Source organism: Paracoccus halophilus (assembly GCF_000763905.1).
Taxonomy (GTDB): Bacteria; Pseudomonadota; Alphaproteobacteria; order Rhodobacterales; family Rhodobacteraceae; genus Paracoccus; species Paracoccus halophilus.
The window spans coordinates 150,505-171,416 of record NZ_JRKN01000005.1 but is presented as its reverse complement, the minus strand read 5'-3'; the positions used below and the strand labels follow the sequence as shown (position 1 = coordinate 171,416).

20 protein-coding genes are annotated in these 20,912 nt (G+C 67.6%); 13 read left to right on the top strand and 7 right to left on the bottom strand.

The window, feature by feature from the left end; all coding sequences use genetic code 11:
• Nucleotides 1-12 precede the first annotated feature (12 nt).
• The 5 genes from tsaE to trxA are packed head-to-tail and all read left to right on the top strand — an operon-like array spanning nucleotide 13 to nucleotide 8,787.
• On the top strand, nucleotides 13-1,431 hold the full coding sequence (gene tsaE, locus IT41_RS05545; protein WP_036739280.1) for a tRNA (adenosine(37)-N6)-threonylcarbamoyltransferase complex ATPase subunit type 1 TsaE: 1,419 nt from the start codon (nucleotides 13-15) through the stop codon (nucleotides 1,429-1,431).
• A complete protein-coding gene (locus IT41_RS05540; protein ID WP_175496393.1) occupies nucleotides 1,428-2,099 on the top strand; it encodes a nucleotidyltransferase family protein in 672 nt (223 codons plus the stop codon). The genes tsaE and IT41_RS05540 overlap by 4 nt, the downstream gene beginning before the upstream one ends.
• Entirely contained in the window at nucleotides 2,092-5,037 is a 2,946-nt protein-coding gene (gene addB, locus IT41_RS05535; RefSeq protein ID WP_036739279.1) for a double-strand break repair protein AddB, read from the top strand. The genes IT41_RS05540 and addB overlap by 8 nt, the downstream gene beginning before the upstream one ends.
• Nucleotides 5,024-8,413, top strand: a complete 3,390-nt coding sequence (addA, locus tag IT41_RS05530) for a double-strand break repair helicase AddA (protein WP_036739278.1) — start codon at nucleotides 5,024-5,026, stop codon at nucleotides 8,411-8,413. The genes addB and addA overlap by 14 nt, the downstream gene beginning before the upstream one ends.
• Nucleotides 8,414-8,466: 53 nt before the next feature.
• Complete coding sequence (gene trxA, locus IT41_RS05525) at nucleotides 8,467-8,787, top strand: thioredoxin (protein WP_036739276.1); 321 nt, start codon at nucleotides 8,467-8,469, stop codon at nucleotides 8,785-8,787.
• A 20-nt stretch (nucleotides 8,788-8,807) separates the two neighbouring features.
• On the opposite strand, the gene IT41_RS05520 is transcribed toward trxA, so the two are convergent.
• Complete coding sequence (locus IT41_RS05520; RefSeq protein ID WP_052081288.1) at nucleotides 8,808-9,710, bottom strand: hypothetical protein; 903 nt, start codon at nucleotides 9,708-9,710, stop codon at nucleotides 8,808-8,810.
• 104 nt (nucleotides 9,711-9,814) lie between these two features.
• Here IT41_RS05520 and hslV point away from each other — a divergent pair, with 104 nt between their 5' ends.
• Nucleotides 9,815-10,369 carry an ATP-dependent protease subunit HslV gene (gene hslV / locus IT41_RS05515; protein ID WP_036739275.1) on the top strand — a complete coding sequence of 185 codons (555 nt, stop codon included), beginning with the start codon at nucleotides 9,815-9,817 and terminating at the stop codon, nucleotides 10,367-10,369.
• Nucleotides 10,370-10,450: 81 nt separating this feature from the next.
• Here hslV and IT41_RS05510 read toward each other — a convergent pair whose 3' ends face one another.
• Nucleotides 10,451-11,065 carry a WYL domain-containing protein gene (locus IT41_RS05510; RefSeq protein ID WP_175496392.1) on the bottom strand — a complete coding sequence of 205 codons (615 nt, stop codon included), beginning with the start codon at nucleotides 11,063-11,065 and terminating at the stop codon, nucleotides 10,451-10,453.
• A gap of 130 nt (nucleotides 11,066-11,195) precedes the next feature.
• Between IT41_RS05510 and hslU the strand changes: the two genes are divergently transcribed.
• Nucleotides 11,196-12,503 (top strand): ATP-dependent protease ATPase subunit HslU, encoded by a 1,308-nt coding sequence (gene hslU, locus IT41_RS05505; RefSeq protein ID WP_036739382.1) that lies wholly within the window; start codon nucleotides 11,196-11,198, stop codon nucleotides 12,501-12,503.
• A 59-nt stretch (nucleotides 12,504-12,562) separates the two neighbouring features.
• Nucleotides 12,563-12,745: a PLDc N-terminal domain-containing protein gene (locus tag IT41_RS05500; RefSeq protein WP_036739272.1), complete on the top strand. Its 183-nt coding sequence runs from the start codon at nucleotides 12,563-12,565 to the stop codon at nucleotides 12,743-12,745.
• Between the two features lie 30 nt (nucleotides 12,746-12,775).
• Here the strand turns inward: IT41_RS05500 and IT41_RS05495 are convergent, their stop codons facing one another.
• The gene (locus tag IT41_RS05495; RefSeq protein ID WP_036739270.1) at nucleotides 12,776-13,384 is read right to left on the bottom strand and encodes a Smr/MutS family protein; all 609 of its coding nucleotides are present in this window, start codon (nucleotides 13,382-13,384) and stop codon (nucleotides 12,776-12,778) included.
• Between the two features lie 3 nt (nucleotides 13,385-13,387).
• Entirely contained in the window at nucleotides 13,388-14,044 is a 657-nt protein-coding gene (locus IT41_RS05490; protein ID WP_036739268.1) for a Tim44/TimA family putative adaptor protein, read from the bottom strand.
• A gap of 111 nt (nucleotides 14,045-14,155) precedes the next feature.
• Here IT41_RS05490 and IT41_RS05485 point away from each other — a divergent pair, with 111 nt between their 5' ends.
• From IT41_RS05485 to IT41_RS05475, 3 genes are all read left to right on the top strand, one after another.
• Nucleotides 14,156-14,725, top strand: a complete 570-nt coding sequence (locus IT41_RS05485) for an FxsA family protein (protein WP_036739266.1) — start codon at nucleotides 14,156-14,158, stop codon at nucleotides 14,723-14,725.
• Nucleotides 14,726-14,773: 48 nt separating this feature from the next.
• A complete protein-coding gene (gene secB / locus IT41_RS05480; RefSeq protein ID WP_036739264.1) occupies nucleotides 14,774-15,295 on the top strand; it encodes a protein-export chaperone SecB in 522 nt (173 codons plus the stop codon).
• A gap of 76 nt (nucleotides 15,296-15,371) precedes the next feature.
• Nucleotides 15,372-15,977 carry an HD domain-containing protein gene (locus tag IT41_RS05475; RefSeq protein ID WP_036739262.1) on the top strand — a complete coding sequence of 202 codons (606 nt, stop codon included), beginning with the start codon at nucleotides 15,372-15,374 and terminating at the stop codon, nucleotides 15,975-15,977.
• Between the two features lie 108 nt (nucleotides 15,978-16,085).
• Here the strand turns inward: IT41_RS05475 and IT41_RS05470 are convergent, their stop codons facing one another.
• The 3 genes from IT41_RS05470 to IT41_RS05460 form a co-directional block, all read right to left on the bottom strand.
• A complete protein-coding gene (locus IT41_RS05470) occupies nucleotides 16,086-16,394 on the bottom strand; it encodes an H-NS histone family protein (protein ID WP_036739261.1) in 309 nt (102 codons plus the stop codon).
• An 83-nt stretch (nucleotides 16,395-16,477) separates the two neighbouring features.
• The gene (locus tag IT41_RS05465; protein ID WP_036739381.1) at nucleotides 16,478-17,026 is read right to left on the bottom strand and encodes an ActR/PrrA/RegA family redox response regulator transcription factor; all 549 of its coding nucleotides are present in this window, start codon (nucleotides 17,024-17,026) and stop codon (nucleotides 16,478-16,480) included.
• A gap of 80 nt (nucleotides 17,027-17,106) precedes the next feature.
• Nucleotides 17,107-17,742, bottom strand: a complete 636-nt coding sequence (locus IT41_RS05460; protein ID WP_231564694.1) for an SCO family protein — start codon at nucleotides 17,740-17,742, stop codon at nucleotides 17,107-17,109.
• Nucleotides 17,743-17,780: 38 nt separating this feature from the next.
• On the opposite strand from IT41_RS05460, the gene IT41_RS05455 reads away from it, so the two are divergent.
• Together IT41_RS05455 and IT41_RS05450 are read left to right on the top strand one after the other, a co-directional pair.
• On the top strand, nucleotides 17,781-19,169 hold the full coding sequence (locus IT41_RS05455) for an ActS/PrrB/RegB family redox-sensitive histidine kinase (protein ID WP_081967472.1): 1,389 nt from the start codon (nucleotides 17,781-17,783) through the stop codon (nucleotides 19,167-19,169).
• Between the two features lie 74 nt (nucleotides 19,170-19,243).
• Nucleotides 19,244-20,836 carry a PAS-domain containing protein gene (locus IT41_RS05450; RefSeq protein WP_036739259.1) on the top strand — a complete coding sequence of 531 codons (1,593 nt, stop codon included), beginning with the start codon at nucleotides 19,244-19,246 and terminating at the stop codon, nucleotides 20,834-20,836.
• The last annotated feature ends 76 nt before the right edge of the window (nucleotides 20,837-20,912 follow it).

The window sequence follows — 20,912 nt, the reverse complement described above, 5'->3', positions numbered from 1 at the left end:
TAGATTCGCGCCATGACGCTGCTTGCCACGCTGGACCATGCCGATGCCGATCTGACCGCCTGTCTGGCGCGGGTGATGGCGGCGATGCTGAAGCCCGGCGACGTGGTCGCGCTGCAAGGGCCCGTGGGCGCCGGCAAGACCCATTTCGCCCGCGCCCTGATCCGCGCCCGCCAGGGCGAGGCGGCCGAGGATGTGCCCAGCCCGACATTCACCCTGGTCCAGACCTATGACGACCCGCTGGGGACCGAGATCTGGCACGCCGACCTGTATCGCCTGACCCATCCCGACGAGCTGGTCGAACTGGGGCTTGAGGATGCGATGCGCGATTCCATCCTGCTGATCGAATGGCCCGAACATGGCGGCAGGCTGCCCGACCCGCTGACCCTCGGCTTCGAGCCGATCGGCGATTTTCCCGATCTGCGCCGGATCACCCTTGCCGGGACCGAAATCCGCTGGGGCGCGATGGCCCGCCTGCCCGCCATTGCGCAGCTGCTCCACCGCGCCGGCTGGGCGGATGCGCGGTTGCTGCCGCTGGCGGGCGACGCCTCGTCGCGGCGCTATTTCCGGCTGATCGAGGGCGCTCGCAGCGCGGTGCTGATGGATGCCGCGCCGGGCACCACCGACAGCTATGTCGCGATGACGCAATGGCTGCGCCATCGCGGGTTGCACGCGCCCGCAATCCTCGCCGCCAATCAGACCGAGGGCCTGCTGCTGCTCGAGGATCTGGGCGACGATCTGGTGGCCCGCGTGCTGGAAAGCGACCCCGCGCTCGCGCCGCGGATCTATGACCGCATGACCGATCTGCTGGTCGAGCTGCACGGCCACGCCCCGCCCGGCGATATCCTGCGTCTGGACGGGCCGGAACTGGCGCGTCAGGTCGGGCTTTTCGCCGAATATTACCCCGCCGCCGCCGGCGCGCCCGGTAAGGGCCTGCAGGTCGCCGGCGCGATCGAGGCGCTGCATGCCCAGCTGGCCGAGGATATGCCGCCGGTCCTTGGCCTGCGCGATTTCCATGCCGAGAATCTGGTCTGGCGGGGCGACGAACCCATGGGGCTTCTGGATTTTCAGGATGCCGTCGTGGTGCATCCGGCCTATGATCTGGTGTCCGGCCTGCAGGATGCGCGCCGCGACGTCGCCCCGGAAATCGAGGCGGCCCAGATCGCCCGTTATATCGCCGCCACCGGGGTCGATGCGGATCGTTTCCGCGCCGCCTACGCGCTGCTCGGCGCGCAACGGAACCTGCGGATCATGGGGATTTTCACCCGGCTGGCGGAGCGCGAGGGCAAGCGGCGCTATCTGGCCTTCATGCCGCGGGTCTGGGACGCGATCCAGCGGGATCTGGCGCATCCGGCGCTGGCACCGCTGGCGGCAGCGCTGGAGGGCGTGCCCGCGCCCTCGGCCCAGGTGATCGCAAGGATTGCGCAAGAATGACCCTGCCCCTGATGATCTTTGCCGCCGGCAAGGGCACGCGCATGGCGCCGCTGACCGATCACACGCCCAAGCCGCTGATCCGCGTCGGCGGCCGGACCCTGCTGGATCGCGCGCTGACACTGGGGCGCGATGCCGGGGCCGGGCGGGTGGTGGTCAATACGCATCATCTGGCCGGCCAGATCCGTGATCACATTGCCGGGCAGGATATCGCGATCTCGCATGAGCCCGATCTGCTGGAAACCGGCGGCGGCTTGCGCAAGGCGCTGCCGCTGCTGGGCGAGGGCGCTGTGATCACAATGAACCCGGATGTGATCTGGACCGGGCGGAATCCCATCCGCACCCTGCTGGATCATTGGGACGAGCGCATGGATGCGCTGCTGATGCTGGTGCCTCTGGCGCGGACGCATGGCCGGCAGGGCGGCGGCGATTTCAGCCTTGGCCCCGATAACCGGCTGATCCGCAAGGGCGATCTGGTCTATGGCGGGGCGCAAATCATCCGTCCCGACCGGCTGGCCGAGATCCCCGATCAGGTCTTTTCGCTGAACCGGCTGTGGGACCTGATGATTGCCGAGGGCCGCGCCCATGGCGTCATCCACGGCGGCGAATGGTGCGATGTCGGCCGCCCCGATTGCATCCCCCTGGCCGAGGGGCTGCTGCAGCATGGCTGACTGGCAAAACGGCCTGTTTGCCCTGCCTTGCGGCGCCGATTTCGCCGGCGCTTTCGCCGACGGCCTGATCGCGCGGATGCGGCACCGCCCGCCGCAGGACATGGCCCGCGTCACGGTCTATACCAATTCCGGCCAGTCGCTGAAGGCCCTGCGCCAGGCGATGCTCTGGCGCGGCCCGCTGATCCTGCCGCAGCTGCGCCTGATCGCCGATCTGGGCGGCGGCGCGGCCACGCCGCCGCTGGCGCGGCGGCTGGAACTGGGCCGGCTGATCGACATTGCCCTGCGCGCGCAGCCCGATCTGGCGCAGGGGCAATCGGTGCCGGAACTGGCGGCCTCGCTGGCCGCGCTGATGGCGGAGATGCAGCTTGAGGGGCTGGACGCGCAGGCGCTGGACCGGATCGACGCCAGCGACCATGCCCAGCATTGGGGCCGGGCGCTGGCCTTTCTGAAGATCGCGGCCGGATATTACCTGTCCGACCCGCCCCAGGACCGCGAGGCCCGCCAGCGCGAAGCCGCCGAAAGGCTGGCGGCCGATTGGGCGCGGGGCGAAAACCTGCCCGAGGGGCCGGTTCTGGTCGCGGGCTCGACCGGCTCGCACGGGGCGACGCGGGATTTCATCCGCGCGGTGGCCCGGCTGCCCTTGGGGGCGGTGGTGCTGCCCGGCTTCGACCCCAATCTGCCGCAATCGGTCTGGGACGGGCTGGACGCCCGGGCCGAGGATCATCCGCAGGCCCGCTATGCCCCGCTGATCGCGGAATTCGGCCCGCCCGGCGACTGGTTGCCCGATCAGGCCCCCGATCCGGCGCGCAACCGCCTGATATCACTGTCCCTGCGCCCGGCCCCGGTCACCGATCAATGGATCGAAGAGGGGCCGCGCCTTGGTCCGCTGATCACCGCGACCCGGGATCTGTCGCTGATCGAGGCCGAACAGCCCGGGCAGGAGGCCGAAGCCGTCGCGCTGGTCATCCGCGAGGCGGTCGAGCGCGGCCAGCCCGTGACCCTGATCGCCGCCGACCGGATGCTGACGCGGCGCGTGGAATCGGCGCTGGACCGCTGGGGCATCATCCCCGACGATTCCGCAGGCCAGCCCCTGCCCTTGGCCGCGTCGGGTCTGTTCCTGCGCCATATCGCCGATCTTTTCGGCCAGCCGCTCACGCTGGATGCGCTGCTGGTGCTGCTGAAGCACCCGGTCACGGCGACCGGGCTGGGCGCGGATTACCGGCGCGAACATAACCGCCATTCCCGCGATCTGGAACTGCATCTGCGCAAGCACGGGCCGGCCTTTCCCGACGGCGCGGCGCTGCGGAAACTGGCGGATAAAGGCGATGAGAAAAGCAAGCCCTGGGGGCTGTGGCTGGCCGGCATGCTGGACCGGATCCTGCCTTTGGCCGAGGATCTCGCGCCCCGCCCACTGCCCGCGCGGCTGAGCGATCTGCGCGGACTGGCCGAGGCGCTGGCCGCCGGCCCCGGCGGCGATGTCGATGCCTCGAACCTGTGGGGCAAGGTCTCGGGTGGGCTGGCGCGCGCGGTGATGGACCATCTGGCGGTCCATGCGGCTCAGGGGCATGACCTGCGCCCCGGCGAATTCAGCGACCTGCTTTACGCCGAATTGCAGCGCCAGGCGGTGCGTCAGGATGTGGCCGCGCATCCTCTGGTCCGGTTTCGCGGACCGCGCGAGGCCCGGACCGAGGCGGTCAGCGCCGATGCCGGGCTGGTCATCCTTGCCGGCCTGAACGAGGGCGGCTGGCCGCAGGCGCTGGCGCCCGACCCGTGGCTGTCGCGGCCGATGCGGCTTGCGGCCGGGCTGACCCTGCCCGAGCGCCGCGTCGGTCTGGCCGCGCATGATTTCCAGCAGGCCGTGGCCGCCCGGCAGGTGATCCTGTCCCGCGCCCGCCGCGATGCCGAGGCCGAGACGATCCCTTCGCGCTGGCTGAACCGGCTGGTGAACCTGCTGAACGGATTGCCCGATCAGCAGGGGCCGCAGGCGTTGGCGGAGATGCGCGCGCGCGGCCGGTACTGGCTGGATCTGGCCGAATTGCAGGCGCAACCGCGCCGGCGGCTGGCACCGGCCCGCCGCCCCGCGCCCATTCCGCCCGCGCCGGCCCTGCGCGAGATGTCCGTAACCGAGGTCCGCAGCCTGATCCGCGACCCCTATGCGATCTATGCCAGCAAGGTGCTGGGCCTGCGTGCGCTGGACCCTCTGCGCCCCGAGCCCGACGCGGCCGAGCGCGGCACCGTGCTGCACCGGATCATGGATCAATTCCTGCGCGCCCTGCCCGATCCGCCCGATTCCGAGGCCGAGATGAAGGCCCGCCTACTTGTGATCACAGACCGGGTTCTGGAGGAGGACGTGCCCTGGCCCTCGGCCCGGCTGTTCTGGCGGGCGCGGATCGCGGGCGTGGCCGACCGGCTGATCGCGGATGAGGTCGCGCGGCTGGCCCATGGCCGCCCGGTGGTGGTCGAGGAATATGGCGCGCTTGCCGTGCCGGGCATGGATTTCCGGTTGATCGCGCGGCCCGACCGCATGGACCGGCTGCGGGACGGGCGGGTACATGTCTATGATTACAAGACCGGGACGCCCCCCACCGACAAGCAGATCGCGCAATTCGACAAGCAGTTGCCGCTGACCGCCGCCATGGTCGAACGGGGCGGGTTTCGCGACCTTGGCCCGGCCGAGGTCGAAGGCATCAGCTATATCCGGCTGGGCGGTGACGGGCTGACGTATCGCCGCGAATTTCCGCCCGGCTTCGCGCAGGACAGCTGGGCGGGCTTTGTCGAGCTGGTCGGCCGCTATCTGCGGGGCGAGCGCGGCTTTACCGCCCGGCTGGCGATGGAGCGGACCGACCATGCCAGCGATTACGACCACCTGTCGCGCCATGGCGAATGGGACATGACGCAGATCGCGCAACCGGAAAGGTTCGGCGATGACCGGGGTTAGGTTCGACGATGCGACGCTGGCGCAGGTGCGGGCCGCCGATCCGCGCCGCTCGACCTGGCTGACGGCGAATGCCGGCTCGGGCAAGACGCGGGTGCTGACGGATCGCGTGGCGCGGCTGCTGCTGGCCGGCACCGCGCCGGAAAAGATCCTGTGCCTGACCTATACCAAGGCCGCCGCAAGCGAGATGCAGAACCGCCTGCTGGCGCGGCTGGGCAAATGGGCCATGCTGCCCGAAGCCGACCTGCGCGCCGAACTTGCCCGACTGGGCGAGGATGCGGCCCCCGACCTGCCCGCCGCGCGCCGCCTGTTCGCCCGCGCGATCGAGACGCCCGGCGGGCTCAAGGTCCAGACCATTCACAGTTTCTGCGCCGGGGTCCTGCGTCGTTTTCCCATCGAGGCCGGCGTGCCGCATGGCTTTACCGAACTGGACGACCGCAGCGCCGCCCTGATCCGCGCCGAAATCATCGAGGATCTGGCGCGCGAGGACCATCCCGTTCTGGACGATATGCTGGCCCTGCATTCGGGCGAGCGGCTGGATGCCTTTCTGTCCGGGCTGAAAGGGTTCGAGGCGCCCGCCGATCGCGCCGCGCTTTGCGCCGCCAGCGATCTGGCCCCGGAGGACTCGATCGAGGCTCTGCTCGGCCAGACCTTCGCCGATGGCGCGCAGGTGATCGCCGCGCTGATCCCGCTTTTGCGGACAAGCGGCACCAACGATCAGAAAGCGGCGGACAAGCTGGCCCTTGGCGACTGGGCCGACCCGGGCGTGGATGACCTGGCGATCCTGGAAGGCGTGCTGCTGACCGGGGCCAGCGCGAAAGCCCCCTTCAGCGCCAAATATGACAGCTTTCCGGCCAAGGCGCTGCGGCAGGGACCGGCGGCCGGTCTGATCGACGATCTGGCCATCCTGATGGAGCGGGTCGAGGCCGCCCGTCCCCGCCGGATCGCGCTGACCCATGTCGAGAAAACCCTGTCCCTGCACCGTTTCGGCCATGAATTCATGACCCGCTACCGGGCGCGGAAATCCGCCCATGGCGTGCTGGATTTCGACGATCTGATCGACCGCACCGCGCGGCTTCTGTCCGAAAGCAGCATGGCGCAATGGGTGCTGTTCCGGCTGGATGGCGGGATCGATCACATTCTGGTCGATGAGGCGCAGGATACCAGCCCCGCGCAATGGCAGGTGATCGAGCGGCTGACCGATGAATTCACCTCGGGTCAGGGCGCGCGCGACGGGGGCCGCAGCCTGTTCGTGGTGGGCGATCCGAAACAGTCGATCTATTCCTTTCAGGGCGCCGATATCGCCGTGTTCGAGGCCCGCCGGCAGGGCTTTGTCCGGGCCTTCGATGCCGTGCGCGACCCGATGCAGGTGCTGGAACTGCGGCACTCGTTCCGATCCTCGACCGCGATCCTGTCGCTGGTCGATCAGGTATTCGCCGGCGATGCGGCGCAGGGCCTGGGCGATCCGCCCCGGCATCTGGCCTTTCGCGGCGACATGCCGGGCCGCGTCGATCTGTGGCCGGCCATCCCCAAGCCGGAAAAGCCCGAGCCGGGCGACTGGACCGACCCCGTCGATCTGCCGGCCGAAAACTCGGAAACCGCGCAACTGGCCCGTGCCATCGCCGAAGCCATCCGCGAGATGCTGGGCCAGCCGATATTCGACGCCAAGCGCGGCGCGGTGCGGCGTATCGGCGCGGGCGATGTGCTGATCCTGGTTCAGCGCCGCTCGGACCTGTTCGCCGAAATCATCGCGGCGCTGAAATCCGCGAACCTGCCGGTGGCCGGGGCCGACCGGCTGAAGCTGGCCGGTGAGATGGCCGTGCGCGACATTCGCGCCGTGCTGTCGGTGCTGGCCACGCCCGAGGACGATCTGGCGCTGGCCTCGGCCCTGCGCTCGCCGATTTTCGGGCTGGGCGAGGAGGCGCTTTATCATCTGGCCGCCGGGCGCAAGCGGGGCGAATACCTGTGGCGGCGGCTGCGCGAATCGCGGCATCGCGCGGCGGTGGACCTGCTGGCCGATCTGATGGGCCAGACCGGCTTCATGCGCCCCTATGACCTGATCCAGCGCCTGCTGATCCGCCATGGCGGCCGCGAAAGCCTGCTTGCCCGCCTTGGCCCCGAGGCGCAGGACGGCATCGACGAATTGCTGTCCCAGGCCCTGGCCTATGAAAGCAGCGAGACGCCTTCGCTGACCGGTTTCCTGGTCTGGCTGGCCGGCGACGATGTCGAGGTCCGCCGCCAGCCCGGCAGCGCCGGCGAGGAGGGCGAGGGGCTGATCCGGGTGATGACCGTGCATGGCGCCAAGGGGCTGGAAAGCCCCATCGTCATCATGCCCGACAGCGCCACGCGCCAACCCCCGCGCGAGGGGCAGTTGCTGCCCGGTCCCGACGGCACGCCGCTGTGGCGCGGCCGCAAGGGCGAACGCCCCGATGCGGTCGAGGCCCTGGCCGCCGAGCGCACGGCGCGTCAGCTGGAGGAACGCAAGCGGCTGCTCTATGTCGGGCTGACCCGCGCGGAAAGCTGGCTGATCGTGGCCGCGGCGGGCGAAACCGGCGCCGATCAGGACAGCTGGCATGCCATGGTCGAGGCGGGGATCGGCCGCAGCGATCTGGATCAGACCCGGATCCCCGCGCCCTGGGGCGGCGAGATCAGGCGGCTGAGCTTTGGCGACTGGCCGGATGACGCGCCTGCGGTGGCGGCTGCGGAAAAGACCGCGATCGCGGCGCCGGACTGGCTGCGGGCCGCGCCGCCTTCGGCGCCCGAGACACGCCGGGCGGTGGCCGCCACCTCGCTTGGCGGCGCCAAGATCATCGGCACCGCCGGCGAGGGCGACGGCGAGGCCGCGATGCTGTTCGGCACGCGGCTGCATCTGCTGCTGGAACATCTGCCGGAGCGCGATCCCGCCGACTGGCCCGGCATTGCCCGCGATGTGCTGGCCGATGCCGAGGGGGGCCTGCCCGACTCCGCCGCCCTGACCGGGCTGCTGGACGAGGCGCGCGCGGTCATCTCGGCCCCCGCGCTTGCCGAGGTTTTCGATCTGCCGGAGGGCGCCGAGCTGCTGCCCGAGGTGCGGCTGGCGGTGCCGTGGTTTGGCGACAGACCGCTGAGCGGACAGATCGACCGGCTTGTGATCACAAGTGACCGGGTGCTGGCCGTGGATTACAAGTCGAACCGCGATGTGCCCGCCCGGCCCGAGGACACGCCCGAGGGCATCCTGCGCCAGATGGCCGCCTATCGCCATGCGCTGCGCCGGATCTGGCCCGGGCATGCGGTCGGGGTGGCGGTCTTGTGGACCGCGACGCGCAGCCTGATGCCCCTGCCCGATGCGCTGCTGGATCGGGTCATGGCGGGGCTTGACCCCGCCGGGTCCGGTGCCTAGCTGTTGAGGACATCGCTGCCGGGCTGACCCCGGCACATAGCAGGAGATTGCCAATGGCCACCCAAGCCGTCACCGACGCGCAATTCGATAGCGAAGTCCGCAAGTCCCCGACCCCTGTCGTGGTCGATTTCTGGGCCGAGTGGTGTGGCCCCTGCCGCCAGATCGGCCCGGCGCTGGAAGAACTGGCCGCCGAATATGGCGACAAGGTCAAGATCGTCAAGGTGAACGTGGACGAGAACCCCGAAAGCCCCGCCCAGCTTGGCGTGCGCGGCATTCCGGCGCTGTTCCTGTTCAAGAATGGCGAGGTGGTCTCGAACAAGATCGGCGCCGCGCCCAAGGCCGCGCTCAAGGCCTGGATCGACGATTCCATCTGATCCTGCAGCCCGGGCGGCGGTCAGATCGGCCAGCCGCCCCGGCGCATCTGCTCAAGAATGCATGCGCCGGCGCTGTGATGGCCGGCGTTGATGGCGTTTTCCTGCAAAAACCAGAACAGGTAGCGGTCGAAATCCGGGGCATGGGTTTCGGCCTGCTGCAATGCACGGGTGGCACCGATATCGGCCACGTTCAGCGCGATGTGATGGAAATCGATCTGGCCGAACAGCACGGCCGGTTTTCCCAGCAGATAGCCATGAAAGGCGACGGCGCTGTTCTGCGTCGCGACAAAGGCACATTCGCGCAGGATCCGCATCGTGTCGCCGCCGATCCGCAGATTAGGGTGTCGTGCGGCAAGCCGTTCCAGCGCCCTGTGATCGGCGCTGTCATAGCTTTCCCCGGGATGCAGCGTCGCAACGGTCGGGCGGCCGGTGGCGGCGACATGTTCCAGCATCTGGACCGGGCTCATGGTCTGGAACGAGCGGCAGCGGCGGATATGGCCCTGCAGCGGCACAAGAACCGTGTCGCACCGGCTGGGCTCGGGGCCGGACATCACGCGGTTGCGCAGGCTGTTGACGAAATGCCTTGCGGTTCGCGGGTCGATCCCGTCGGGATCGAAGCGCCTTTGCGCCACGCGAAAGCGCCAGCGTTGCGGCACCGGCTCGATCTGCCAGAACGGATAGTGATAGGCGCGGCGAAAGGTCAGGGCGCGGTCATGGGTCGGCGCCTCCATGTGATAAAGCGCGTAGCCGTCCAGCATCGGCGCGGCATGGCGCGCGGCGGCGCCCGTCTCGTGCCATTCGACGCGCCAGCCGGCCCCCTCGACCGCGGCCCTGAGCAGGTTCATGAAATTGAAGGTGCCGGCGCGCGAAGTGGCCAGCATGTGACCTTCCAGATAGATGCGCAGGGTGGGCCGGTCATTCATGGCGTGCAGGCTAGCGGTTGCTCGCGGCCGGTAAAAGGGGCGGGTTGCGAAAGCGCGGTGCGGGTCATATCTGACGCATCGGAACCAAAAGCGGGAGCGGCGGCATGACCGATGAGAAATTCCCCGGCTGGCATGGCACGACCATTCTGGCGGTGCGGCGCGGCGGCAAGGTGGTCGTGGCCGGCGACGGTCAGGTCAGCGTCGGCCAGACGGTGATGAAGGGGACCGCGCGCAAGGTGCGGCGCCTGGCCCCCGGCGGGCATGACGTGGTGGTGGGCTTTGCCGGCTCGACCGCCGACGCCTTTACGCTGCTGGAGCGGCTGGAGAAAAAGCTGGAGGCGGCGCCCGGTCAGCTGGCCCGGGCCTGCGTCGATCTGGCCAAGGACTGGCGGACCGACAAATATCTGCGCAATCTCGAGGCCATGCTGATCGTGACCGACGGGCGCGAGATTTTCGTTGTCACCGGCGCCGGCGACGTGCTGGAGCCCGAACATGACGTGGCCGCGATTGGTTCGGGCGGGAATTTCGCGCTGGCCGCCGCGCGCGGCCTGATGCAGGGCGATCTGGATGCCGAGGGTGTGGCGCGCGGCGCCATGGCGATCGCCGCCGATATCTGCGTCTATACCAATGGCAATCTGACGGTCGAGGTGCTGGGTTAAGGGGCGCTGCCCCTCGGCCCGTGCCGGGCCTCACCCCGGGATATTTGCCGTGAAAGAGAGGCGGATGCCCGAGCGCGGGGCTCAGGCATCCTCTTTCTCGACCAGGCCTTGCAGCAGCGCGATGCGGTCCTCGGCGAAATCGCCGGGCTGGGGCGTCAGGTCGCGCATGGCGCGGATGAAGAACTGGCGATAGCCCTCGGCCAGTTCGCACCATGCCAGCAGCTTGACGCCCTGCGGCGGGTGAACCAGAGCCAGCGGCAGCACCCTGCGCTCGGTTTCGTTATCCGACAGGTCGGTATAGCTGAAGGCGACCGGCTGGCAGGCCCGGATCGCCCGGTGCAGCAGCGACAGATCCGCCGCCGCCGCCTCGGGCATATCGCTGCGGTAAAAGGCGGCCGGGCGCACATCGAGCGCGCGGTAGAGCCGATAGAGCAGCGCGCCCTCCGGGTCGGTTTCGGCGAGGCGTTCGATCGCGGCCTTGGCGGCGGCCGCGCCGACCGGATCGCCGCGGTGATCCGCCAGCGCAAGCCCGCGCAGCGCCGCGTCGCGCAGCTCGGGGTCGATCGCTGCGGGCGCCTGCGGCATGGCCGCGGCCCTGCTGCCGATCCCGATCGTGGCCGCGCCGGCGGCCAGCCGCGACGCGAGCGCGCGGCGGGTGAGCATCGGGGGAGACAGCGGATCGCGACCGGGTCGCATGGGACAATTCCTTATTCTGGTTCGGAAAAAGGCCGCCAATATGCGGGCGGCCCGGCCTTTGGTCCAGCGCTTTGGTTGAAACGCGCGGTCGCGCGCTTTAAGTGATGCGCAAATGAAACAGGAGCCTTCGATGACCGACCTGACCCCGCGCGAGATCGTGTCCGAGCTGGACCGTTTCATCATCGGGCAAAAGGACGCCAAGCGCGCCGTCGCCGTGGCGCTGCGCAATCGCTGGCGCCGAAAGCAGCTGGGCGACGATCTGCGCGACGAGGTCTATCCCAAGAACATCCTGATGATCGGCCCCACCGGCGTCGGCAAGACCGAGATCAGCCGCCGTCTGGCCAAGCTGGCCCGCGCGCCCTTTCTGAAGGTCGAGGCGACGAAATTCACCGAGGTCGGCTATGTCGGCCGCGATGTCGAGCAGATCATCCGCGACTTGACCGACGCCGCCGTCATCGAGACCCGCGAGCGCATGCGCGAGGAGGTCAAGGCGCGCGCCCATCAATCCGCCGAGGATCGCGTCGTCGCCGCGCTTGCCGGCGAGAACGCGCGCGAGCAGACGCGCCAGATGTTTCGCGACCGGCTCAAGCGTGGCGAGCTGGACGATACGGTGATCGAGCTGGAATTGCAGGACAATTCCAACCCGCTGGGGATGATGGAGATCCCCGGCCAGCCGCCCGGCGCGATGGGCGGCATGATGGATCTGTCCGGGCTGATGAAGGCCTTTGGCGGCCGGCGCGTGCGACGCCGCGTCTCGGTCGCCGAAAGCTACGAGCTGCTGATCGCCGAAGAGGCCGACAAGCTGCTGGACGATGACGCGGTCAAGGCCGCCGCGCTGGACGCGGTGCAGGAAAACGGCATCGTCTTCATCGACGAGATCGACAAGGTCGCCGCCCGCACCGATGCGCGCGGCGGCGATGTCAGCCGCGAGGGCGTGCAGCGCGACCTGCTGCCGCTGATCGAGGGCACCACGGTTTCCACCAAATACGGGCCGGTCAGGACCGATCACATCCTGTTCATCGCCTCGGGCGCGTTCCATATCGCCAAGCCCTCGGACCTGCTGCCCGAACTGCAGGGGCGCCTGCCGATCCGGGTCGAGCTGCGCGCCCTGACCGAAGAGGATTTCGTCCGCATCCTGACCGAGACCGACAACGCCCTGACCCGCCAGTATTCCGCCCTGATGGAAACCGAGGGCGTGACCGTCGAATTCACCGAGAACGGCATCCAGGCCCTGGCGCGGATCGCGGCCGAGGTGAATGGCTCGGTCGAGAATATCGGCGCGCGGCGGCTCTATACGGTGATCGAGCGGGTGTTCGAGGAGCTGTCCTTTACCGCGCCGGATCGTTCCGGCGAGACGGTTGTGGTGGACTCGGCTTTCGTCGAAAAGCATCTGGGCGACCTGTCACGCTCGACCGACCTGTCGCGTTACGTGCTGTAAGGGAACCGGGCCGCCCCCGGCGTCGTTGGTGCATCAGTTTGAACGCATGGGGACGCCGCATGGAATTCATCTTTGGCATCATCATCTTTGCCCTCGATGTCTGGGCCATCGCCTCGATCATCAACACCAGCGAGTCGAATGGCACCAAGCTGATCTGGATCCTGCTGGTCGTGGTGCTGCCGGTGGTCGGGCTGATCATCTGGTGGTTTGCCGGACCAAAGGCGCGTTACGGCGGATCGTGACGCGCCGGCGCTGATCGCGCCCCGGATTCGTTACCGACGCAGATAGACGTAATAGGCGCCATCGCCGCCATGCCGGCGATGGGCGGCGCGGATCTGCAGCACGATGCCGCCAAGCGGCGGCATTTGCAGCCAATGCGGCACATGATGGCGCAGGGCGCCGGGGCGCACCGGCAAGGGCGCGTCCGGCCCGCCCGCGCGGCCCTTGCCGGTGATGACCAGCACCAGCCGCCGGCCCTCGGCATAGGCGCGCATGATGAAGCTCGTCAGCGCCGGCTGCGCCACCGCCAGCGTCATGCCATGCAGGTCGATCCGCGCCTCGGGCGCCAGCTTGCCGCGCGTCATCTGGCGATGGGTCTTGTGATCCATGCGCAGCGGCTGCTCGCCGAGCCTGTCGCGGGGCTGCGGTGACAGGTTCATGCTGCTGCCGCCGCCGTTCAGCCTGCCGGAAAGCCGCAGACCCTTGAATTGCGGCGGCTGTTCCGGGGCCGGCGGCGCCTCCTTTGGCGCGGGCATGGGATCGGGTGGCGATTGCGCAGCCGATCCGGCCCGCTTGCGCGCCGGGTGCAGCGGCAGGGCGGTGGCGGCGATACGCGACCAGAGGGCTTTCTCCTCGGCCGAAAGTCCCCGTCGCCGCGCCATGGATCAGGCCGTGGCGACCAACTGCCAGTTGGGGTCGTCCTGACCCATTCGCCGGGCAAAGGTCCAGGTGTCGCGCTGTTTGCGGGCGGCCTTCGGGTCACCCTCGACCACATTGCCGTCGCTGTCGCGGGTGGCGGCGATCATTTCGCCGACAAAGCGCACCGACAGTTCGGCCATGCCGGTCTCGGGGGTGAATTCCGCAGCGGCAAGCGCGGTTTCGCGGGTGCCAAGGAATTGCGCCTCGGTGGTCAGGCCGCGGGCCTTGCGGTCGGCGATCACCGATTCAAACGCCTCGGCCACCTGCGGCGCCAGAAACTCGCGCACCTCGGAGAGATCGCCGCGCTCGAAGGCCATCAGGATCATCTCATAGGCGGATTTCGCGCCCGACAGGAACGGGCCGACGGCGAAATCCGGCTCGATCCGTTTCATCTGCGACAGTGCCAGGGCGGTCGGGCTGCCCGGCTCGGCATGGTCGGTGATGTCGCTGTCATCGACGTCGCCGGCGCTGTCCCTGATCTGCGGCCCGCGGCGCTGTATCGGCTCGTCCGGCTGCCGGGGCTGTTCGAACCCGTCGCGCGTGCCCAGAACGCCGCGCAGGCGCAGGATCAGAAAGACAGCGATCGCGGCCAGCACCAGCAGTTGCAGCAGAGGGTTCGACATCGACGGACCTAACCAAGTTTGTATCTGAGATTTGGATGCTTATGTAGGGTGCAGACCGGCCCAAGTCCAGTTAAGGCGTCGGAAATAGAACTGCCGGAGGAAATAGCTTTCATGTGGCTGATGCTGCCATTTGTCCTGCTGCCGATCATCGAGATCGCGCTGTTCATCCAGGTCGGCGGCGCGATCGGCGTCATGCCGGTGATCGCGCTGGTTCTGGCCTCGGCGGCGCTTGGGTTTGCGGTCATGCGCCGGCAGGGGGCGCGGACGGCGATGAACCTGCAGCGCGCGATGCAGCAATTCGGCGACCCGGCCAAGCCGATGGCGCATGCCGCGCTGGTGATGATCGGCGGGCTTTTGCTGGTATTGCCGGGCCTGTTCACCAGCGCCATGGGGCTTCTTCTGCTGATCGCGCCGCTGCGCGAGCTGATCCTGCGGCGCATGGCGGCGCGGGTCAGCGTCTCGGGCGGCGGTTTCGGCTGGTACCGCGCGGGGGGCGATTTCGGCGACGATTTTCCGGCTGGGTTTCGCCGCGACGGCCGCTGGGGCGCGGATGAGGCGATCGATGGCGAATATTCGGTGCAGGACGACCCGCCCGCCCCGATCCGCGAGGGGCTGACCGATGGGCAAGAGACCCCGCCGACCGGATCGCGGCGCGGCAATTCCGGATGGACACGCCATTGAGCGTCATCCGCGGGGGTGCTAGAACCCCCGCAAATCCGAGGAGAATTCATGACCGACGAGAACAGTAACGGCGCGCCCGCGTCCGAGGCGCCGAAACCCGATCAGCCCGCCGTGCGGATGCAGATCCTGACGCAATATATCCGCGATCTCTCGTTTGAGAACGCGGTGGCGCAGAAGGGCCTGCCCTCGGGCGAGGTCAAGCCCGAGATTACCGTGCAGGTCAGTCTGGACGCCCGCAAGCGCCAGACCGAGCATCAATATGAGGTGATCACCAAGTTCCGCGTGCAATCCTCGAATGCGCAGGACAAATCGCCGCTGTTCCTGTGCGAGCTGGATTACGGCGGCGTCTTCCGCGTCGAAGGCATCCCCGAGGACCAGATGCATCCGTTCCTGATGATCGAATGCCCGCGCATGCTGTTTCCCTTTGTGCGCCGGATCGTGTCGGACATGACCCGCGACGGCGGTTTTCCGCCTTTCAACATGGATCCGGTCGATTTCGTCGCGCTGTACCGGCAGGAGATCGCGCGCCGCATGCAGGCCGAGCGCCCGGCCGACCAGCCCCTGTCCTGAGGCTGTCGGTCCATGCCAGGCCCGCAGGTTCATCGGGCCGGCGGGCCTTTTCATTTGCGATCAAGCCGGGGGAGTCATGGCGAAACGGGCAAAGCGCGCCTGGCAAAGGATGCTTTCCGGGCGGCGTCTGGATCTGCTGGACCCGACGCCGGTGGATATCGAGATCGACGATATCGCCCACGGACTGGCCTTCGTGGCGCGCTGGAACGGCCAGACCCGGGGCGACTGGGCCTATAGCGTCGCCGAACATTCGCTGCTGGTCGAGGAGCTTTATGCGCGCGGCAATCCGGCTTGCGATCCGCGCTGGCGGCTGGCCGCGCTGCTGCATGACGCGCCCGAATATGTGATCGGCGACATGATTTCGCCGGTCAAGGCCGCCATCGGCGCCGCCTATGGCGAGATGGACAGCCGTCTGAGCGCCGCCATCCATCGCCGTTTCGGTCTGCCGGCGCAGATCCCCGCGCAGGTCAAGCGGGCGATCAAGCGCGCCGATCGCGTCTCGGCCTGGCTCGAGGCGGTGCAGATCGCCGGGTTTTCGCGCGCCGAGGCCGACCGGCTGTTTCCCGTCCCGCAGCCGGAACTGCTGTCGGGGCTGGAAATCCGCCTGCGTCCCCCGCGCGAGACGCGCAATGCCTATCTGGAAAGATTTGGCATATTGATGGCGCAGATTGACGGCCAATAAGAAATAGCCCGCCAAAGCTGTAATCCGAAAATCGCGACACGTGAAAAGAAAACCCCGCATCAATTCTGCGGGGTTGTTCCGTTTCTTCTTCGGGTTGCAATCAGCGGGTCAGATCTGCAGATCCGCCAGATCCTTGCCGGCGTCCAGATGTTCCTGCACCCAACGCGGTTTGCGGCCCCGGCCGGTCCAGGTCATGGTGGGATCGGCGGGGTTGGCGTATTTGGGCGCGGCCTTGTTGCGGACGGCTTTGCCGTTGGTCAAATCCGCCAGGTTGAATCCGAATTCGCGAACGGCGGTTTGGGCGGCAGCCAGCGCTTCGCGTTTGCGGCGTTCCTCGAATGTGGAAATGGCGCGGTCGAGCCGATTGCGCAAATCGCGCAAATCGCGCAGGGACATGTTGTCTAGATCAATATTCATACCGGGATTCCTGGGTTTGGCAGTTATGTGACGCGACGATAACATTTAAACCCGGAATGAAAAATTGGTAAAATTGCGAATTATTAGCGGGGGCTTCTTTTGGCCAATATCCGCTGCAATGTACGGCGATGCATATGCAATCTGCGCGCGGTTTCGCTGACATTGCGGTCGCATTGTTCGTAAACGCGCTGGATATGTTCCCATCTGATGCGATCCGCCGACATCGGTGCTTCGGGTGGCGGCGGCAGGGTTGCGCCGCGCGACAGCAGGGCATGCGTGATGTCATCGGCATCGGCGGGTTTGGACAGGTAATCGGTGGCCCCCATCTTGACCGCCGCGACGGCCGTCGCGATGGCGCCATAGCCGGTCAGCACGACGATGCGCGCATCCTCGCGCGCGTCGCGCAGGGCATCGACGATATCCAGCCCGTTCCCATCCTCGAGCCGCAGGTCGATCACCGCATAGGCGGGCGGCCCCGCACGCAGCGCGGCGCGCGCCTCGGCCACCGAGGCGGCGCGGGTGACGGCAAAGCCGCGTTTTTCCATTGCCCGGGACAGCCTGTTCAGGAAGATCTCGTCGTCATCGACAAGCAGGAGGCTGGGATCTGATCCGATTTCCGTGTTTGCGGTCATATTCGATACCTTGAAGCGCTTCAGGGTAAATAAGCCCATTCGGCGGGGGTGGTCAAATTCCTGCTGCCGGCCGGTCCCTGTTAACCCGCGGCGCGGATAAAACATTCGCTGCGATCGGCCATGTCCTGCGCGCCCATATCGCGGTCGAAACTCTCGACCACACCCGCATCGGGCATGACGAGATAGGTATTGGTCATGTGATCGACCATATAATATTCGTCATCTTCCTGATTATTGAGCCGGTAATAGCTGCGCCATTGCCTTGCGACGGCGTCGATTTCCCCGACCGAGCCGGTCAGGCCGATCATTCGCGGATGAAGCATGGCGACAAACTGTCCAAGCGCCTCTGGCGTGTCGCGTTCGGGATCGACCGAGATAAGGACCGGCGTCACCTCGATCCCGCGCTTGTCCAGAATCGAAACCGCCTCGGAATTGCGCGCGGCGTCCAAAGGACAGACATCCGGGCAATAGGTATAGCCGAAATAAACAAATGCCGGTTTCGTGAATATCTGCCGGGACGAGATCCGCGCGCCATTCTGATCCGTCAGCGTAAAGGGCGCGTCAATGACCGGCATTCTCCCGGCCACCCCGTTCTTGCGGCAGGCCTCGAATCCCGGCGCTGCGCCGCGTGACAGCCAGAGCCCTCCGGCGACCAGCAGCAGCATGGCCGCAAGGCTGCCCAGCAGCAGGATGCGCCTGTCCCTTGTCATATTCATGCTCCGTTTCCCCGCCGACATTGATCGCCGATTTCCGCATGGGTATCAATGTCGGCAACCCGCTGATCAACCGGAGCCGCCGCGTGCCTTTCGGCCTTCTTTCCCGCCATCTCGATCCCCTGCCCGGCCAGCCGGGACCCGAGCCGATCCGCCTGCGGACGCTGATCCTGTTGCGTTGGGTCGCGATTACCGGCCAGTTCGCGGCGGTTTGCGGCGCGCTGCTGATCGGGGCCGAGTTTCCGCTGGTCGCGGTGCTGGCGGTGATCGCGCTGGCGCTGGTCCTGAACCTTGGTCTGACCTTGCGGCAGAGCCGCCGCATCTCGGCGCGCGAGGCCGCCTGGCATCTTGGCTTTGATCTGGCCCAGGTCGCCACGCTTCTGGCCCTGACCGGCGGACTGTCCAACCCCTTTGCGCTGCTGCTGCTGGTGCCGGTGACAATCGCCGCCACCGCCTTGCCGGTGCGCTATCTGCTCGGCCTTGGGGCCGGCACCTTCGTCATGGTGACGCTGGCCGGGTTGCTCGCGCAGCCGCTCAGCTTCAAGGCGGGCGGCGTGATCCAGCTTTCGGAACCGCTCCTGCTGGGGCACTGGCTTGCCATCGTGATCGGGGCGCTGTTCTTCGGGGCTTTCGCCCGCCGCGTCGCGGCCGAGATCAACGCCACGACCGAGGCGCTTTTCGCCGCCCGCATGGCGCTGGAGCGCGAACAGAAGCTGCAGCATCTGGGCGGGGTCGTCGCCGCGGCCGCGCATGAGCTGGGCACACCGCTGGCCACCATCAAGCTGGTCAGCACCGAGCTTGCGGATGAACTGTCCGAGGCCCTGCCGCAGCGCGCCGATCTGGCCGAGGATGTCGCGCTGCTGCGTCAATCCGCTGATCGCTGCCGCGACATCATGCGGTCGATGGGGTCCTCGGGGCGGGATGATCTGCTGATCCGCTCGGCGCCGCTGGCCGAGGTGCTGGCCGAGGCCGCCGCCCCGCACAAGGGTCGCGGCCCGGAGATCGTCATAGATGCGGCACCCTCCATGCCGGCGATCCGCCGCGATGCCGCGATCATTCACGGCCTGCGCAATCTGGTGCAGAACGCGGTCGATTTCGCCGCGCAACAGGTGACGATCAAGGCCGGGATCGACCAGGACGAGCTGTGGCTGCGGATATCGGATGACGGGCCGGGCTATGCGACGACGCTGCTGCCGCGAATCGGCAGCCCGTTCCTGACCACCCGCCCCCGGTCCGAGGATGGCGGCGGCTATGAGGGCATGGGCCTGGGCCTGTTCATCGCCAAGACCCTGCTCGAAGGATCGGGGGCGCGGCTGGGCTTCGCGAATGGCGCGAATGGCGGCGCCCGCGTGACCGTGACCTGGCAGCTCGACGCGATCAGGGCGGATGATCGTGGCGCCCTGGGTCTGAACCCGGAAATTTCCCGCTGAATCACTTTTGCGTTAACCAATTATTATCTAATCACGCTATAGTTGTAATACGGTAGATTTCTGGGGATGTCGCGATGGCCTTTCAGTTTCTCATCGCATTTTCTGCGGCGCTCGCGGCGGTGGCATTGGCACTGGTCGCGATGCGTCTGATCGGCAGGCGTCAGTGGCCGAACGCCCCTGGCGTGATGCTGGACCGGGGTCTTGAGCCGATCGTATTTCTGTTCAGGAACAGGGATCTGATCGATGCTACCGGGCCGGCGCGGGCGCTCCTGGCCACCCAGCCCGGCGAGGGGGACTGGCGGCGGCTGACCGCGTGGCTGTCGATGCGGTTGCCGGATTCGGCGGACAGGCTCGCCAGTCTTGGCGCTGCCCCACGAACCGAACTGACCGAGCGATCGGGCCAGTCGACGCTGCGCTTGCTGGCCGAGGATCTTGGCGAGGATGTGCTGCGGATCACGCTGACCGATTCCGACGCCGAAAATGCCGGTATCCTGATCGATTCGCTGTCCCATTCCGCGATGGAAAGCGAACTCGAGATCCTGCGCAGCACGATGGACCATTCCCCCATGCTGGCCTGGCGGCAGGATCGGCAAGGCCATGTCACCTGGGCGAATTCGGCCTATCTGGATCTGGTCGAGGCCAGGTCGGACGGTGAAACCCGCTGGCCGCTGCCGCAACTGATCGATCTGCCGGCCACACCGCCCAAGGGCGCCGCTCGCGATGCCGCCCGGCGGGTGCGGCTGGATCACGGCGGGCAGAGCCGCTGGTATGATTGCTTTACGCATGAACTGGCGGATCAGACGGTCGTCATCGCCCTGCCCGCGGACGCGACGGTCAGGGCCGAACGCAGCCTGCGTGAGTTCGTGCAGACGCTGACCAAGACATTTGCCGATCTGCCCATCGGCCTTGCCATTTTCGACCGCGAGCGGAATCTGCAGCTGTTCAACCCGGCCCTGATCGACCTGACCGGGCTGGCGACCGGGTTTCTGACCGCGCGCCCTACGCTTTACGCATTTCTGGATCGCCTGCGCGAGGCCCGGATGGTGCCCGAACCCAAGGATTACCGCAGCTGGCGCAGCCAGATGAACTCTCTCGAGGCGGCGGCATCCTCGGGGCACCATGTCGAAATCTGGTCGCTGCCGGGCGGGCAGACCTATCGGGTCACCGGCCGGCCGCATCCCGACGGCGCCATCGCATTTCTGTTCGACGACATCACCTCGGAAATCTCTCTGACCCGCAAGTTCCGCGCCGACCTGTCCCTGGGGGCCGAGGTGCTGGACGCGCTTCAGGATGCGGTGGCGGTATTCGCCGCCAACGGCGACCTGCTGACCTCGAACCGCCGCTATGGCGAGCTTTGGGACGGCATGGCCCGCAATACGCTGGACGAACATGTCGCCGGCTGGATCGATGCCTGCGGTCAGAGCCCCGGCCTGACCATGCTGCGCGAGGCGCTGAACGACGCCCTGCCCGAACACGCCCTGAGCGGTGCCATGGCCGGCCCCTCGGGCGGATTGCTGTCATGGGGGCTGCGTCCGCTTTCGGGTGGCCGTTTCCTGCTGATCTTCTCGACACCGATGCCGGCGCCCTCGCCCTCCAGGAATGCCGCCAGGCCCGACGGCGCGACGCCGCATGAAACGGATCAGGGGCGACGGCGCGCGCTTGGCTAGATCGCGCCCCCGGGCTTGTCCTGACGACCCGGATGGGTTTCGCTGGGCACGCAACGGCAGAAGGAATGACAGGATG